13 protein-coding genes are annotated in these 16,087 nt (G+C 64.8%); 11 read left to right on the top strand and 2 right to left on the bottom strand.

The window, feature by feature from the left end; all coding sequences use genetic code 11:
- The first annotated feature begins 1 nt into the window (after nt 1).
- From VFA60_07605 to VFA60_07580, 6 genes are all read left to right on the top strand, one after another.
- Nucleotides 2-337 (top strand): DUF2834 domain-containing protein, encoded by a 336-nt coding sequence (locus tag VFA60_07605; protein ID HZQ91638.1) that lies wholly within the window; start codon nt 2-4, stop codon nt 335-337.
- A 577-nt stretch (nt 338-914) separates the two neighbouring features.
- Entirely contained in the window at nt 915-1,577 is a 663-nt protein-coding gene (locus tag VFA60_07600) for a hypothetical protein (protein HZQ91637.1), read from the top strand.
- Between the two features lie 89 nt (nt 1,578-1,666).
- A complete protein-coding gene (locus tag VFA60_07595) occupies nt 1,667-4,723 on the top strand; it encodes a vitamin B12-dependent ribonucleotide reductase (GenBank protein HZQ91636.1) in 3,057 nt (1,018 codons plus the stop codon).
- Between the two features lie 453 nt (nt 4,724-5,176).
- Nucleotides 5,177-5,506, top strand: a complete 330-nt coding sequence (locus tag VFA60_07590) for a PilZ domain-containing protein (GenBank protein HZQ91635.1) — start codon at nt 5,177-5,179, stop codon at nt 5,504-5,506.
- Nucleotides 5,507-5,781: 275 nt separating this feature from the next.
- The gene (locus VFA60_07585; GenBank protein ID HZQ91634.1) at nt 5,782-6,807 is read left to right on the top strand and encodes a hypothetical protein; all 1,026 of its coding nucleotides are present in this window, start codon (nt 5,782-5,784) and stop codon (nt 6,805-6,807) included.
- Nucleotides 6,808-7,093: 286 nt separating this feature from the next.
- Complete coding sequence (locus VFA60_07580) at nt 7,094-7,993, top strand: energy transducer TonB (GenBank protein HZQ91633.1); 900 nt, start codon at nt 7,094-7,096, stop codon at nt 7,991-7,993.
- A gap of 119 nt (nt 7,994-8,112) precedes the next feature.
- Here VFA60_07580 and pgeF read toward each other — a convergent pair whose 3' ends face one another.
- Complete coding sequence (gene pgeF, locus VFA60_07575; GenBank protein ID HZQ91632.1) at nt 8,113-9,006, bottom strand: peptidoglycan editing factor PgeF; 894 nt, start codon at nt 9,004-9,006, stop codon at nt 8,113-8,115.
- A 151-nt stretch (nt 9,007-9,157) separates the two neighbouring features.
- Between pgeF and VFA60_07570 the strand changes: the two genes are divergently transcribed.
- From VFA60_07570 to VFA60_07550, 5 genes are all read left to right on the top strand, one after another.
- Nucleotides 9,158-9,541, top strand: a complete 384-nt coding sequence (locus tag VFA60_07570) for a hypothetical protein (protein ID HZQ91631.1) — start codon at nt 9,158-9,160, stop codon at nt 9,539-9,541.
- A 206-nt stretch (nt 9,542-9,747) separates the two neighbouring features.
- Nucleotides 9,748-11,334: a phosphoenolpyruvate carboxykinase (ATP) gene (gene pckA / locus VFA60_07565; GenBank protein ID HZQ91630.1), complete on the top strand. Its 1,587-nt coding sequence runs from the start codon at nt 9,748-9,750 to the stop codon at nt 11,332-11,334.
- A gap of 82 nt (nt 11,335-11,416) precedes the next feature.
- The gene (locus VFA60_07560) at nt 11,417-11,680 is read left to right on the top strand and encodes a hypothetical protein (protein HZQ91629.1); all 264 of its coding nucleotides are present in this window, start codon (nt 11,417-11,419) and stop codon (nt 11,678-11,680) included.
- 145 nt (nt 11,681-11,825) lie between these two features.
- Nucleotides 11,826-12,899, top strand: coding sequence for a hypothetical protein (locus VFA60_07555; GenBank protein HZQ91628.1), 1,074 nt, complete (start codon nt 11,826-11,828; stop codon nt 12,897-12,899).
- A gap of 765 nt (nt 12,900-13,664) precedes the next feature.
- Entirely contained in the window at nt 13,665-13,928 is a 264-nt protein-coding gene (locus VFA60_07550; protein ID HZQ91627.1) for a hypothetical protein, read from the top strand.
- Between the two features lie 428 nt (nt 13,929-14,356).
- Here the strand turns inward: VFA60_07550 and VFA60_07545 are convergent, their stop codons facing one another.
- Nucleotides 14,357-15,790 (bottom strand): GAF domain-containing SpoIIE family protein phosphatase, encoded by a 1,434-nt coding sequence (locus VFA60_07545; protein ID HZQ91626.1) that lies wholly within the window; start codon nt 15,788-15,790, stop codon nt 14,357-14,359.
- Nucleotides 15,791-16,087 lie beyond the last annotated feature (297 nt).

The raw sequence follows: 16,087 nt of genomic DNA, 5'->3' as shown, positions 1-16,087 counted from the left end.
CATGAAGCCACGCACGCTCTGCCTGCTGCTCTGTCTCCTGGGCGCTGCCCTCCCGCTGTGGCAATTCCTGCCCTTCGTCCGCGAGCACGGGCTCGACATGCGCATCTTCGTCCAGCAGCTCTTCGCGACGCCAGTCAGCGGGTTCTTCGGCATGGACGTGATCGTGTCGTCGCTCGTGCTGTGGGTCCTGGTAGCGATCGAGGGCAAGCGCGCCGGTGTGCGTCATCGCTGGGCGCCCATCGTCGCCAACCTGCTCGTAGGTGTCTCGCTCGGCCTGCCGCTATTTCTTTACCTGCGCCAGCAGGCGGCTGAAGCAACCAGGACGGCCACTGCGTAACCCCGCTGACGAATTCACCGCCGCTATCCACCGTTCATCGCCTTTTTCCACTTCCCTGCACTGCTTTCGGGTAATTGACCGCACGGAGGAGCGACCGTAGAGTCGTGGCAATCCAGCTCTGCTTTTTTCCAGCCCCGAGTGCGAAACCGGCGCCTGTGGAAAACAGTCCAGCCTGAGAAGTCCAACCGACCGCTGTTAACTCTCCAGATTCCGCTATTGACGCGGCTTTGGAGGTACAATACTAGATATAGCGGTTAGCTCTTGACAGCCCCTATATACGGGCGTAATGTGCGCTTCACGCTCAGGGCGGCGTCAGAGGTGACCGCCACCCGGTCCGGCAGTTCTCAAGGCATTTTTGAGCCCGCCGGAGCACGTTTTTGCGGTGACCGGGGCCCCCGCCGGGAGGGGCCGGAATGAAGCAGCCGGCGGGGGAATTGGAGTGGGTCTTCCGGGGCCAAACCCGGAATTGAACCATCCTCGCGAACTCAAACAGGACGGCAGTCGGGCTCCGATGCATGCTTCCCGCCGCTTCCACGCGGCGGGACCGGTACCTCTTCGCAGGGGGAGAGGAAACGCGATGAACAACAACCCTTCCGCCACCGTCCCTTCGGCAGGCGGCCAGCGCCCCGCCTGGGAACTGGACCGCCACGCCGACGCGCTGCGCCTGACCTGGTCGCGCTGGTCGCGCTGCGAATCGAGCTTCAGCCTGCTGCTGGTGCCGCCGCGTCCGGGAGTGTTTGTGCTGGCGCAAGAGGTGGCGGTGCTCAGCGAAGGCCTTGGCAGTGATGGCCGCGGCTCGGACGCTCAACGGTCTGCCGCGGAGCGGCAAAAAAAGATGCTCGCCATCTTCTATCTCGCGCAAGCCGAGGACCTGGGACGCGCCGTTAGCCGCCTGTTCGCGGCCACAAGTCCATTGCGCGACCGGCTGGCGGCGGCGAACTGCTACGTCCGCTTCGCCGTGATCGAAGACGCGGCGCAGCGCCTGGCGGTAACGTCGGCCCTGGGACGCTGGTTCTCAGGCGCGGCCGCGGCGAGCGTGAACGACACGGCAACCGGGCCGGCAGCCGCTGCGCAAGCTTCTACGGAACAGCAAGCGCCGCTCGGTTACGACCTTTTGCTGGACTGCGATCCCGGCGACGAGCAGCCTGCGTCGCAGGGCGCCCACGCACCGCCAGCTGCCGCTCCGAGGGAGCAGGGCCGCCCGATGCGGCGGCCGGCTCCCTTCCCTTACGGCTTCTAGCGACTTTTTGCGGCCGCCGAGAAGCAAGAACGCGCGCCGCCGTGGTGAACCGTGCTGTTGGCCAAGAGAACCTAAGGAGAGTGAAGAAAATGGCCGAAGTAACCAACAAGACCGTTGCCCCTACACAGCCGGTCGCGGCTGAATCCGCCCCTCCCCGTCCGTCGCGCAAGAAGGCGCCGGGCCTGAGCTTCCGCCGCCTGTTCACCAAGGCCGGCGTCTCGCCTTACGACGAAGTCGAGTGGGAGCTGCGCAATGCCGTCATCACCGACGCGCAGGGCAATGCCATCTTCGAGCAGAAAGATGTCGAGGTCCCCAAGGACTGGTCCATGACGGCGACCAACATCGTGGCCAGCAAGTACCTGCACGGCCGGCTGGGGACGAGCGAGCGCGAAACCGGCGTGCGCCAGCTCGTGGCGCGCGTGGCTGAGACGATTCGCGACTGGGGACAGGCGCAGGGATACTTCCGCAGCTCGGAAGACGCGGCCATCTTCCACGACGAGCTGGTGCACATCCTGTTGCAGCAGAAAGCGGCGTTCAACTCGCCGGTATGGTTCAACGTGGGCTGCGACCGCATCGAGCCCAACAGCGACGCCACCAACTGGCACTGGAACGCGGCGCTGGGAAAAGTTGAGTTCAGCCGCACAGGCTATTCGGCGCCGCAGTGCTCGGCGTGCTTCATCAATTCGGTCAAGGACTCGCTCGACTCCATCCTCACCCTTGCCAAGACCGAGGGCATGCTCTTCAAGTGGGGCTCGGGCACGGGCACGAACCTCTCGCCGCTGCGCGGCTCGATGGAGATCCTGAGCGGTGGCGGCCAGGCCTCCGGCCCGCTGAGCTTCATGAAGGGCTTCGACGCCTTCGCCGGCGTGATCAAGAGCGGCGGCAAGACACGGCGCGCCGCCAAGATGGTCATCCTCAACATTGACCATCCCGACATCATCGACTTTATCGAGTGCAAGGCGAAGGAAGAAGCCAAGGCGTGGGCGCTGGTCAACGCCGGCTACGACGGCTCCTCGCCCGACTCGGAGGCATACAGCTCCATCTTCTTCCAGAACGCCAACAACTCGGTGCGCGTGACCGACGAGTTCATGCTCGCCGTCGAGCGCGACGCCGATTTCTCGCTGCGCGCCGTCTCCGGCGGCGGCGTGGTGAGCACGCACAAGGCGCGCACGCTGCTGCGCAAGATCGGCGAAGCCACCTGGCAATGCGGCGACCCCGGCATGCAGTTCGACACCACCATCAACCGGTGGCACACCTCGAAGAACACGGCGCGCATCAACGCGTCGAACCCGTGTTCGGAGTACATGTTCCTCGACGATTCGGCGTGCAACCTGGCGTCCCTCAACTTGATGAAGTTCGCGCCCAACGGCACGTTTGACGTGCAGGCCTACCGGCACGCCGTTGACGTGGTCATCACCGCGCAGGAAATCCTGGTGGACAACGCCAGCTATCCCACCGAGATGATCGCGCGCAACTCGCACGACTATCGCCCGCTGGGCCTGGGTTACGCCAACCTGGGCGCGCTGCTGATGGCGGCCGGGCTGCCGTACGACTCGGAGGCCGGACGCGACTACGCCGCCTGCGTCACCGCCATCATGTGCGGGCAGGCGTACCTGCAGTCCTCGCGGATCGCGGAATTGTGCGAGCCGCTGGCGCCGGCCACCGAGCTGGTGAGCACGCGGCTGGGCGTGCACGACGCCGACTCAATGCCGGGCGCGGCCTGCCCCGGCTTCTACATCAACCGCGAGCCGTTCCTCGACGTGATCCGCATGCACCGCGCCTCGGTCAACAGCATCGGCGCAAGCACGCTCTCGTCCGCATCGACGGTGAAGAACTCGCAGCTCGCCGACCTGATCGAGGCCAGCAAGCAGACCTGGGACGAAGCCCTCGCCCACGGCGAGAAACACGGCTACCGCAACTCCCAGGTCACCGTGCTGGCGCCCACCGGCACCATCGGCTTCATGATGGACTGCGACACCACCGGCATCGAGCCCGACCTGGCGCTGGTGAAATACAAGAAGCTGGTGGGCGGCGGCATGATCAAGATCGTGAACCAGACGGTGCCGGCGGCGCTGTTCAAGCTCGGCTACTCCGACGAGCAGGCGCAGGCCATCGTCAGCTACATTGACGCGACCGGCACCATCGAGGGCGCGCCGCACATCAAGGACGAGCACCTGGCCGTCTTCGACTGCTCGTTCAAGCCGGCCAAGGGAACGCGCAGCATCCACTACATGGGGCACCTGCGCATGATGGCGGCCACGCAGCCGTTCATCAGCGGCGCCATTTCCAAGACCGTGAACCTGCCCAACGAAGCCAGCATCGAAGACATCTGCGAGGCCTACACGCAGAGCTGGAAGCTGGGGCTGAAGGCAGTGGCGATCTATCGCGATGGCTGCAAGAAGTCGCAGCCGCTCAGCGCGGCCGGAACCCCGACCGCGTCGTCTGGAGCTTCGCCAGCGACCAACGACCCACGACTCACGACCGTGATCGAGCAGGACCCCAATGGCCCGCCGCGCGCCGTGCGCCACAAGCTGCCGGAAGAGCGGCTCTCCATCACGCACAAGTTCTCCATCGGCGGGCACGACGGCTACATCACCGTCGGCCTCTACAAAGACGGCTCGCCGGGCGAGATCTTCATCACCATGGCGAAGGAGGGCTCGACCGTCTCCGGCCTGATGGACAGCTTCGCCCTGGCCATCAGCATGGCGCTGCAGCACGGCGTGCCGCTCAAGCTGCTCTGCGACAAGTTCGCGCACACGCGCTTTGAGCCTTCCGGCTGGACGCAGAACCCGGAGATCGGCTACGCCAAGAGCGTGATGGACTACATCTTCCGCTGGCTGCAGCAGCGCTTCCTCACCGGCCAGCAGCAGATGCTGTTCGATGAGCTGCGTCCCAAAACCAACGGCGCGCTTCCGGGCGCTGTCGGCCCGGTCTCAGCTTCGGCCTCGAGCGACGACATCGGCCTCGACACCACTGGTTCGGAGAACCGTCCGCCGGCGCGCGGCGTGGTGCACGCGGCCGACGCGTTGAAGGACATCGTCGACATGGGCGACGCGCCCTCGTGCTCCACCTGCGGCGCCATCATGACGCGCAACGGCAGTTGCTACCGCTGCATGAGCTGCGGCTCCACCAGCGGGTGCTCATAGATTCCATGGCCGGACTGGAAGCCCTGCCTGACGCCAGGCTCTTCTCCTTGCGATGTCAAGCGGAAGCGCGGGACTCCGCGGCTGACGGGGCAATCTTCTCCAGCTCGCGGCGGCTGTTCCGGCGTGCGTGACAGATCTCGTACGCGGATGCAGATGCGTCCAGAACTGCTCAGTGGCGCCGACAAAACCTGGCCAGGCGCACGGCCGTACGGGCAGTGATTCCGCGACGCTCCAGACAATGTCATTGATGCGAGGCGCCGGAACGCGCACGGCGCGCGCGGGCCGGTACGAAGTGATTTTTCCCGGCTGCATGAAGCTGCGTCCTCTGCGTTGCAAGCCTTGCCCCTGTTTGCACCGAAAGCACTGCAGCCCACTTTGACGCTTGACTGTAACCGGGACGGATTTATCCTGAGACGCTTAGCGCCGAGTTAACGCCCAGCCATCGGAGGCGGCATGATTCAAGCGCAACACGACCAGCGCGGGACACGACGCTTCGCGCTCCGGTTACCGGTCACGGTGCGGTTCGCCGACCAGAATGCCGGTGAAGTTGCTGCCCAGACCAAAGACGTCAGCGCGCGCGGCGTTTTCTTCTACCTGGACAGCAACATCGAAGAGGGCTCGCGCCTGGAATTCACCCTCACGCTTCCGCCCGAGATCACGCTGACCGAAAGCATCCGCGTGCGCTGCAAGGGCCGCGTGGTGCGCGTGGACCCCGCCTCGCCCGATGGCAAAGTGGGCATCGCGGCGATCATCGAGCAGTACGAATTTCTCGCCGAACAGTAAAGCAAAGGCCTCCGGAGGACGCGGAGAGCGCGGAGGATTCCCATTTCAGCGCCGCGCCGCGGTCCGCATCCATCACAATGCGAGCCGACAATGCGGCAGGGCCTCCGGAATGAACGCCACTGCGACCTCCGCGCCCTCTGCGTTGAAGGTCTTCGGTTCCGCGTCCTCTGCGTTGAAGGCTTCTCGTTGAAGCTTTTCGTTGCGCATCGGATAATTGTCGGGCTGTGGCTCCGTTCTGCTGTTCTTCTCTGAAGAGACTGATAGCCCTGGCCGGTGTGTGCCTGGCGGGCGCCGGCGGCGGGTATGCGCAGGCGCCGGTGGGAGACGTTTTCGCCGCCGACGCCGCCGTGCGCGGCTCGGTGGTGCTGACCGGCGGCGGCACGCGCGTGCTTGCCGGCTCCACCGTCTCGGCGGGCGCGGGGGCGGCCACGCTCCGCCTGGCGCGTGGCGGCGAGGTGCGCGTCTGCCCGGGTACGAGCGTGACCGTGGGCGCGTCGCCCAGCGGGCGCGAGCTCTCGCTCGGCATGGGCACCGGCGCGGTCGAACTGCACTACCAGCTCGCCGCCCACGCCGACACCATCCAGACGCCCGACTTCCGCATGCTGCTGGTCGGCCCGGGTACATTCCATCTCGCCGTCAGCGCTGACGCGCGCGGCAACGCCTGCGTACGCTCGCTGCCCGCGAACGCGGCCTCAGTGATCGTGACCGAGATGATGGGCGACGGCACCTACCAGGTGCGCCCCGGCGACCAGGTCGTGTTCCAGCACGGGCACGTGGCTGAGATTTCGCTCGATGTCCCGCCCGACTGCGGCTGCCCCGCGCTGCCCGGCGTGAAGCGCGCGCAGAACGATGCCCTCCACCAGGGCCAGCCGGCCGCGGCGACCAGAACGCCCGACGATGGGCGCTGGCACGAGGTTTCCATTCGCCCCAGAGACGAGCCGCCGCAGACTGCCCCCTCCGCCAGTTTGCCGCTGCCGATGACGACGCCGCCCGCGCTGCTCGCGCCTGCCTCTTCGCCCGCGACAGTCGCCGCCACACAGGAACCCACCGCGCCGCTGCCGCCTCAGCGCGCCGGTGCGCTCCACGTCCAGGTGGACGCGCCGTTCGTGTTCAGCGCCGCCGCCCCCGATCCACCGCCGATCACCATCGCGCGCGTGCGCCTCGACGACATCGGCCGCGCCTTGCAGATCAGCCCCACCGTTTCCCCGCCGCCGACGGTCGCAGCGCAGGCTACGGCTGCTCCAGTAAAAAAAGGCTTTTTCGCCAGGGTGCGCGGCCTGTTCGCCGCCATGTTCAAGTAAGGCGGCAATCAGCCGTTAGCATCTGGCCGGCGATATGTCCGCTGAGTGTCATCCTGAGCGAAGCGAAGGGCGATCGCCGGCGCAGTTTGCACCGATCAGGGGAATCTCCACCGCCGCGCCCGTTGACACAACCCTCCACGGCCAAATGCCAATTGCTGGTTGCGAATGGCCGCCGTCCCAGGAACCTTTGTTCCCGGCCCGCGTCTAACAACTGATTGCGCACGTGTTTTTGGTGGCTGTAGCTCTGGAAAGCGGCTGCTTTCCCGGCTATACTGAGGCATTCCCCATGGCGTCTCCGGGTACGAAACCAGCACCGGTCAAGCCCGCGCCGAAGCGCGCCGCGGCTCCACCGCCGCCTCCTGACATCCTGCCCACCCTGTTTGGCGCAGGATACGGCGTTTATGCGGTGCAGCGCCGTACTTTTGCCTACTCGTTCGGACTTCACATGGTCGGACTGGCGGCCATCCTGCTCTCCGGCATGATCGTCGTTTCGCACCCGCAGCAAGTGAAGCAGGTGGTAAGCCTGGTGACCGACATCAGCCCCTACGTCCTGCCGCCTTCCAAGACCGAAGCCGGCGGCGGTGGCGGGGGCGGCGATCGCGACAAGCTCGAAGCCAGCAAGGGCGCCGCGCCCAAGTTCGCGCGCGAACAGTTCACGCCTCCGGCGGTGGTTTTGCGCAATCCTGATCCCAAGCTTCCCATGGAGCCCACCGTGGTCGGCCCGCCGGAAGTGAAGCTGGCGCAGTTGCCCAACGTGGGCGATCCGCTCTCCAGCGTCCTGACGCCCTCCAACGGCACCGGGTCGGGCGGCGGCATTGGCTCAGGCTCGGGCGGCGGCGTGGGCTCCGGACGCGGGCCCGGCGTCGGCCCCGGATGGGGCGGCGGCATTGGCGGCGGTCCGTATCGCGTGGGTGGCGGCGTGAGCGCACCGCGCGTCATCTACCAGCCCGACCCGGAGTATTCGGAGGAAGCCCGCAAGTCGAAATACCAGGGCGTCGTCGTGTTGTGGTGCGTGGTGGGACCTGACGGCCGCGTGCACGACGTGCGCGTGCAGCGCTCGCTCGGTCTGGGACTCGACGAAAAGGCCATCGAAGCCGTGAAGACCTGGAAGTTCGAGCCCGCCCGCAAGGACGGCCAGCCCGTAGCCGTGCAGATCAACGTGGAAGTGAACTTCAGACTTTATTAGTACCGGGTACTCAGTACCGAGTCCCGAGTGAAATCACGAAGCCCGGCATGAGCCGGGCTTTTCGTATTTTGCGTTACCCTGCGATCTCCGCGCGCTCTGCGTTGAAGGTTCGTTTTGACTTAACGGATGCCAATTGCGGCCATCATCCTTCCCGCGCGCCCGTGCTCGCGGCGGTGCGAAAACAGCAGGTCCGTCCGGCAGGCGGTGCACAGCGGCGACGCGCTGATGTTCTCAGCCGCGAGCCCGGCGTGCAGCAGCTGCCGCCGGTTGGCCTCCACCAGGTCAAGATGGATCTGGCGGCTCACCTCGGCGTGTCCCGGCGCGCGCTGGTTCATGAACAGCATGGGATACTTCTGCCGCACCGGATCGACTTCGAAGTTTTCCCGGAACAGCTCCGCGGCGTAGGCAAACTGCGATTCGAACTTTTCTCGCACCTCTTCGCCCACCTCATAGCAGCACACGTGGATCCCCGGACCAATCGCGGCGCGCAGGTCCGGGGCGCGGCTGCCGAAGGCGCGGCGCATGGCGCCTACGCCTTTCTCGACTACGCGCGCGGCAGTGCCGCGCCATCCGGCATGAAACGCGCCCACGGCCTTGTGCTTCACGTCCACGATCAGCACGGGCAGACAATCGGCGGTCTTGATGGCCAGCAGCAGCCCCGGCGCCTTCGTGATCAGGCCGTCGCCGGTGAGCGCGAGCGGGCGCGCAGGCGTGCGCCGAATGTGGTGCGCCACGTCGGAATGCGCTTGTCGCGCCGTGACAAGCGTCCACGGCCTTGCCGGCCGCCCGCCAATGAGCGCGCGCAAAAACAGCCGCCGGTTCCGCTCGACGCCGGCCTTGTTGGCTCCCTCAATCAGCCCGAGATTGAAATCGGCCCCGCGTTTTTCGTGCTGACCGCCCGGCGAAGGCGGCCGGCGCGTGCTGAACCCGTGAACGAGCCAGGGAATGCCGGAGAAGTTTTCTGCAAGCAGGATTGCGGGCTGGGTTTCCGTGGCCTTGGTTGTGGTGGGCATCCGCTCCGATTGTAAATGCAGTGAAAAGTGAAGAGCAGCGAGTGGCCAGCGAAAACACCCGCTCTCAGCTCTAACTTTCAGCTTTTGGCCGCAGCCGGGAGCTAACAGCCAGGAGCACCCTTTCGCTGCCCTCTGCTATATTTCTGTTCGCATGTACGAAGATTTCCACGCCAGCGACCGCTGGACGAAGCAGGACATCCACTGCCAATACCAGGCCCTCGTCGTGGCCATCGCCACGCGCCACGCCGACGCGGTCGACATCAAGTTTGTCGCCGGTGATCGCCCGGTCTGGATCTCGCTGCCGCATCCCGCCTGGGTGGAGTACAAGCAGCAGACCGGCAAAGTGATCACCGATCCGCTGGCCATCCAGATCGCCGGCCACTACCTGAAGTACGCCATCGAATCGGGACTCGACGGCGGCCGCGAGATGTACGTGCTCACCACTGCGGAAACACTCGAACACCTGCACGCCGTGCTCGCCGGCGCCGGCAGCGTGCCCGAGCAGCCCCTCACCCCCTTCCGCGAAGTCGGATAAGCGGCCATTCTCCGTTCCGTCAATGCCTTACCGGACACTGCCAACGGCGACCGGTGTCACCAACAATGCAGCCCCGCGTGGCCGCTTTTCTGCTACCGTTAGCAGCGCCCACGTTGTACCCCGCCAGGCACGCTTCCCTGCATACCGCTTGGAAGCCGGTCTTTTGTGGGGCAAAATAGAAGGTTTGCGGTCCAGGAGAGCGGCGTATGGCTACACAAACCGACGTCAGGAGCGAGCTCCACGAGCTGTTGGGCCGCCAAGGCGTACATCGCAACCTGTGCGAAGGCCCCCTGGTGGAGCACGCCCTGCGCCGCGGCGAGGGCCGGCTCGCCAGCAACGGGGCGCTGGTGGCCTACACCGGCAAGCACACCGGCCGCACCCCCAAAGACAAATTCACGGTCAACGACGCCATCACCGCCGATAAGGTGGCCTGGGGCGCCGTCAACCAGCCCTTCGAATCGGAGAAATTCGATGCCCTGCTCGGCCGCGTGCTCGATTACCTTCGCGGCCGCGAGCTCTTCGTCCAGGACCTGCGCGCCGGCGCCGACGATACCCACTGCCTGCCCATCCGCGTGGTCAACGAGTACGCCTGGCACAATCTGTTCGCGCGGCAACTGTTCGTTCGCCCCAGCCCAGCTGAACTGCAGCTCCACCGGCCGGAGTTCACCGTCATCGCCGCCCCCGGCTTCCAGGCCGACCCCGCGCGCGACGGCACCCGCACCGAAGCCTTCATCATCACCGACTTCACCCGCCACGTAGTGCTCATCGGCGGCACGCGCTATGCCGGCGAGATGAAGAAGTCCATCTTCAGCGTGATGAACTTCCTGCTGCCGCCGCAGGACGTCTTCCCCATGCACTGCTCGGCCAACGTCGGCGCCGACGGCGTCACCGCGCTCTTCTTCGGGCTCTCGGGCACCGGCAAGACTACGCTTTCCGCCGATCCGATGCGCCGCCTCATTGGCGACGACGAGCACGGCTGGGGACCGGCCGGCATTTTCAACTTCGAAGGCGGCTGCTACGCCAAGTGCATCAACCTCTCGCGCGAAAAAGAGCCGCAGATCTGGAACGCCCTCCGCTTCGGCTGCGTGCTGGAAAACGTGGTGATTGATCCGGAAACCCACGTCCCCAACTACGACGACCAGAGCATTACCGAAAACACCCGCGCCGCCTACCCGGTCGACTTCATCGACAACGCCGTGATCCCCGGCGTCGGCGGACATCCGAAGAACGTGGTGTTTCTCACCGCCGACGCCTTCGGCGTGCTGCCGCCGATTGCGCGCCTGGCGAACGAGCAGGCCATGTACCAGTTCCTCTCCGGCTATACCGCCAAGGTCGCCGGCACCGAAGCCGGCGTCAAAGAGCCGCAGGCCACCTTCTCCACCTGCTTCGGCGCGCCCTTCCTGCCGCTCGCCCCCAAGGTCTACGCCGAAATGCTCGGCCGCCGCCTCAAGCAGCACAGCGCGCAATGCTGGCTGGTGAACACCGGATGGCAGGGCGGCCCCCCGGGCGTGGGCAAGCGCATGGACCTGCCTTACACCCGCGCCATGGTCCGCGCCGCCGTGGATGGGCGGCTGGCGAAGGTCGAATTCGAAACCGAGTCTTCGTTTGGCTTCAGCATTCCCAAGGCCCTGCCCGAAGTGCCGGCGCAGCTGCTGAACCCGCGCAACGCCTGGTCCGACAAGGCCGCCTACGACCGGAAGGCCGCCGAGCTCTCCGCCCGCTTTGAAGAGAATTTCAAACGCTTCGAAGCGCCGGAAGCGGTGCGCAACGCCGGGCCGAAGGCGAAGAAGTGATCAGTGGCCAGTGGCTGGTGGCTAGTAGAACGGGTTCGCACCGCCGGTTTCGCTAGCCACTAGCCCCTATCCACTCGCCACTATGTTCTCCCGCACCCTCCGCATCGAGTACGAAGCCGGCGGCCGCCGCCACCCCGCGCCGCTGAAGTGGCTCGACAGCTTCGCCATGCGCAACTTCACCAACGACCCCGTCTTCGACGACACCCTGCCGGTCTCCGACGGCGTCATGCAGGTCGGACGCCGCGTCCCTCTCGATCACCTCAAGACCGCAATGGAAGACTGGTTCCAGCGCAAGGGCTACCTGGCGAAGGGCGCCCCCCTGGTGGTCAGCGAACAGTCGCGCTGAATCACCCCCCCGCGACCAGAGTAGCTTCCCCGCTGGTTCTGAATACCCGCCGATGGGAGCCGTCATGTTCCTGCAATTCAGCCCCCGCCTTACCGCCTTCTTTGGCATTCTCCTTGTAGCGGTATGTGTTCCAGCTAATGCGCAGATGGCTTGCGACTGCGGCTATCCGGGCGGTCCGGAATGCCCACCCGGACACCCGTCCCCAATCCTCATTGACCTGGCCGGCACCGGCTTCGACCTCACCGGGCCCGCCGAAGGCGTCCTCTTCGACATCCAGGCCAACGGCAAACCGGTCCGCCTCGCCTGGACCAGTGTCGGCTCGCGCACCGCCTTCCTCGTCCTCGACCGCGACGGGAACGGTCGCATTGACAACGGCGCAGAGCTCTTCGGCAACTTCACCGCGCAGCCCGCCTCACCGAATCCCAACGGCTTCATCGCGCTTGCCGAGTTCGATAAAGCCGCCAACGGCGGCGACGGCGACGGCATGATCAGCGCCGCCGACTCCATCTTCAACTCGCTGCGCCTCTGGGTGGACGCAAACCACAATGGCGTCTCGGAGCCGGAAGAGCTGTTCACGCTGGCCTCGCACGGCGTGAACTCCATTGCTCTCGACTACAAAGAGTCGCGCCGCACAGACCAGTACGGCAACGAGTACCGCTTCCGCTCCAAGGTGAACGGGCCGGGGCAGAGCGATGTGGCCCGTTGGGCCGTGGACGTCTTCCTGGCTACCGCCCCGCGCCCCCGCGGAAACGGCGCGCCCGCCGGCGACCCTCCTGGCACGATTCTCGGCTCCGAGCACCCCGAGCAGATTCCCGACGATGTCGTCCGCGGCATCTTCCTGCGCGTCGCCGCCTGCGCCGACGATGCCACGCCCTTACAAAAGAAGAAGTGCGGTCTGGTCCGCAAAGCCGTTGGGCTGGACTCCAATGACAGTCAGAAACTTGAAGCCGAACTCACGGCGTTCCTCGCCGAAGTCACGCCGCTCGACCGGCAGATCACCGACCTGCACAGATCGGCGCGAGCGATCACCGACGCAACACTCAAGGCGTCGCTGTTCGTGCAAGGACGCGACCGTTCGGCCGAGCGCGACCGCAGAATCAAGGACAGGGCCGCAGCATTGCGGAACAAGCTAACCACGGAAGGGTTGCAGCGACTTGATACCTACGTGGCTGCAATGAAGTCAAAGATCAAAGTCATCCCTGCGTTGCCCAGTAATTGAGGCGGGAGAGGAATATATTTATGAAAACAATCTGTTCCGCTGCAGTGTTGTTGCTTTCGGTAGCGCTGCTGCCAACAGGCGCCCAGGGGCAGGGCTGCCCGATGTATGCGTACTCGGATATGTGGGTTGACGGAAACGGCAACGCCATCGCGAGTAACTACACGCAGGCAGATACTTCCTGTCCAAGCTACTGGTCATATGCGGACGTAACGGTTCACTTGCCGAGCGGAAGCTCGCAGTCAGCATCAGCTGCTGGTTCCTGCTGCGCGGAAGCCGTAGTCGCGCTAAGTGCCACGAACGAGGATGGGCAAGGGTCGATTGACTTTTTCAACGAGGCCAGCTTTAGCTGCGGCACGGCGTCGTTTTTTGCAAATCCTGTTTTTTCCGTAAGATCCGGGGTCGATTCGATTTGGTATGAGAACCCCGTGCAGCAAATATCTCCCCCAAATACATGTGTTTTTGAGGTGATTAGCCCCTGCACTGGCGTGGTTCACATCGCCGCGAATGGTGAGATACACGAGCGATGCCGAAATCTAGATGCGCCGGGCCAGCCTACCAGCAACCCTTTTTTATCGGTACTGGACAATGTCCCTTGGGTAGATTTGGTGTGGCTATTTGGGGAGGTAAGCGCTCCCCTCCTGAACACGCAGATGCACACGAGAATGCGGTTTACCGTGCCTGTAGAGCCGCCACCTGTTGGCGTATGTAGGGCTGTTCCGGCTCACCTGCCGGGCATATTGACGTACTGACATTTGGAGAGAAGAGATGAACCGCTGGCTCTGGGCGTCGGGTCTTTTCATTGGAGCTATCGCGATTCCGTTGCTACTCATTCGGGCATGGGAGCTGTCGCAGCACGCTCGTCTGCTAGCAATCCGCATCACCAGCACTGGCGTCTTGTTCCGGCTCTTCGAGCGCTACGGAACTCCTCCCGATAGCTTCACATCCTTTGTGCATCTGAACTGGATCGGCGTCGTGATGGTCATCCTCGTGTTGGCCAGCATCTCCTTCTGCGTCTCCGGTCGAATTTAGGCGAGGCCGTTGGGAGGTGGCGCACATTTGCCGCTCGGAATTGCCATCACGCAACTCGACTCTTAAGCAAATGTGGGGACTGAAGTCGCCGCATCGCCGGTGCCCCATCCTTTGCGGAGCGGTTTGTGCGGAGCAAAGGGTGGGCGGTCCTTGTATCGTCACCGCTCTCTGGGCTTCGATCGCTATTTTCTCGTCGCGAGTACCTTAGTTAAACCGGTTGGCCAACCATATGACTGCCACACTCCTCTGGGTGCAGCGCAGGTTTGCATATGGAGCGGGAAACCAACTGCATCAGTCCGCCGGTCTGGTCGTGTACACAAGAAACCACGCCACCGACTTGTTCGGCGGGTGGCCCACTCAAGCCCTTCTTTGGCTTGAGTGGGGGTAGTTCCGAAAACCGTCAAGTCCCGCCCTAACTGCGAACTGACCTACGCCCGGAATGCCCAGGGCTGCGGCGGCGGGGCGCCGGGCTTGGCCTCGTCCGCTCCGTCCGACTTCACCTTGACGACCATCAGCACCTTGTCGTCAATGTTCGGTCCGCCGGCGGAGTACTTCGCCACGTCCTGCAGCACGCTGGCCACGATCTCCTGCGACGACCTGGCGCGGTGACGGCCGACGGCCGCCGCCAGGCGCGCGTCGCCGAACTCTTCGTCCTGCTTGTTGGCGGCCTCCACGATGCCGTCGGTGCAGCAGACGAGGATGTCGCCGGCGGAGAGCTTTTCCGTTCCGCGCGTAAACGCCGCGTCGGGGAACATGCCCACCACCATGCCCCCTTTTTCCAGGCGCTTGTACTCGCCGCTCTCGCCCTTGATGAGCAGCGGCGGGACGTGGCCGGCATTGATGTAGTGCAGCTTGTTGCCGCGCGTGTCCACCAGGCCCAGGAAGATGCTGAGGAACTTCTGCGACTTGGTGTCGGCGCAGATCATGTCGTTCAGCGAAAGCGCCAGCACCTCCAGCGAATGCAGGTGCATGATCAGCGCGCGCAGCGTGGCCTGCAGGTTGCTCATCACCAGCGCCGAGGCCACGCCCTTCCCTTCCACATCGGCGATCACCAGCAGCAGCGTCTGCGGGCCAAGCGAGAGGAAGTCGTAGTAGTCGCCGCCCACGTCGTAGCACATCTCGTTGACCACGGCGATGTCATAGCCGGGCACCACCGGCGGCGCCTCGGGCAGCAGGTTGCGCTGGATGCTGCGCGCCAGCGCCAGGTCGCGCTCCAGCCGCTGCTTCTCCAGCAGTTCGCGGTGCAGGCGCGCGTTCTCCAGCGCCATGGCGATGTGCGCTGAAAGCTTGGTGAGAAACTCAACGTCGTCGGCGGTGAACTGCACGCCGTCCTGCCGGTTGAGCAGCTCGATCACGCCCACGATCTCGCCCGAGCGGTGCCGGATCGGCAGGCAAAGCAGCGAGCGCGTGCGGTAGCCGAATTTCTGGTCAAAGCTGCGCTCGAAATATTCCAGGTCGTAGGCGTCGGCGACGTTGATGATCTCGCCGCTCTCGGCGACCTTGCCCACCACACCGTGTCCGAACGGTACGCGGATCTCCTGGTGATCGAGGCCCGAAGCCACGATGGACCACAGTTCTTTCTCGTCGCGGTCGACCATGAAGACCGTTCCGCGATCGGCTTTCACTTCCTCGCGGGCGATCTTGAGAATGAGTTCGAGCAGTTCGGCCAGGTCGAGCGTGGAATTCAGCAGCCGCGTGGCCTCGAACAGCATGGTGAGCTGCTGGATCGTCTTGTCCTTAGGGTCCGCTGTGCGGGACTTGGCGGGCGCAGCTTTCTGATCGGCCGTCCTGGCGCGCGCAACCGCCGTGCCGGAGCCGCTGGAGGAATGACCGGAAGATTTCGACATGACGTTCGGGCGCACCTGGCCGGATGTAAGTGCGGCCTACTATATGTCGCCTGAAAGGGGGTGTAAAGCTGAGTTCAGGAGCACGCCACCTGGCCGTTAGCACGCACCGGTTAGCACTCAGCATTTGGCGCCTGAGCAGCTCACGCTGCGCTCAGCCCGGAGCCAAACATTTTGATTGAGTCATCCTTCGCGAAGCGAAGGACGCCGCCACCGGCGCCATCCGCGCCGATCCAGGAATCTCAACGCTGCCGTGCCGGGCCCTTGGGCGCCACAACGGCCCTTGGCGGCTAAGCCCCAATTGCCAGGCGCCGC

The organism is Terriglobales bacterium (assembly GCA_035651995.1).
GTDB lineage: Bacteria > Acidobacteriota > Terriglobia > Terriglobales > Acidobacteriaceae > DASRER01.
Note: the sequence above shows the minus strand (reverse complement) of the source record. Positions and strands in the feature narration are given on the sequence as shown.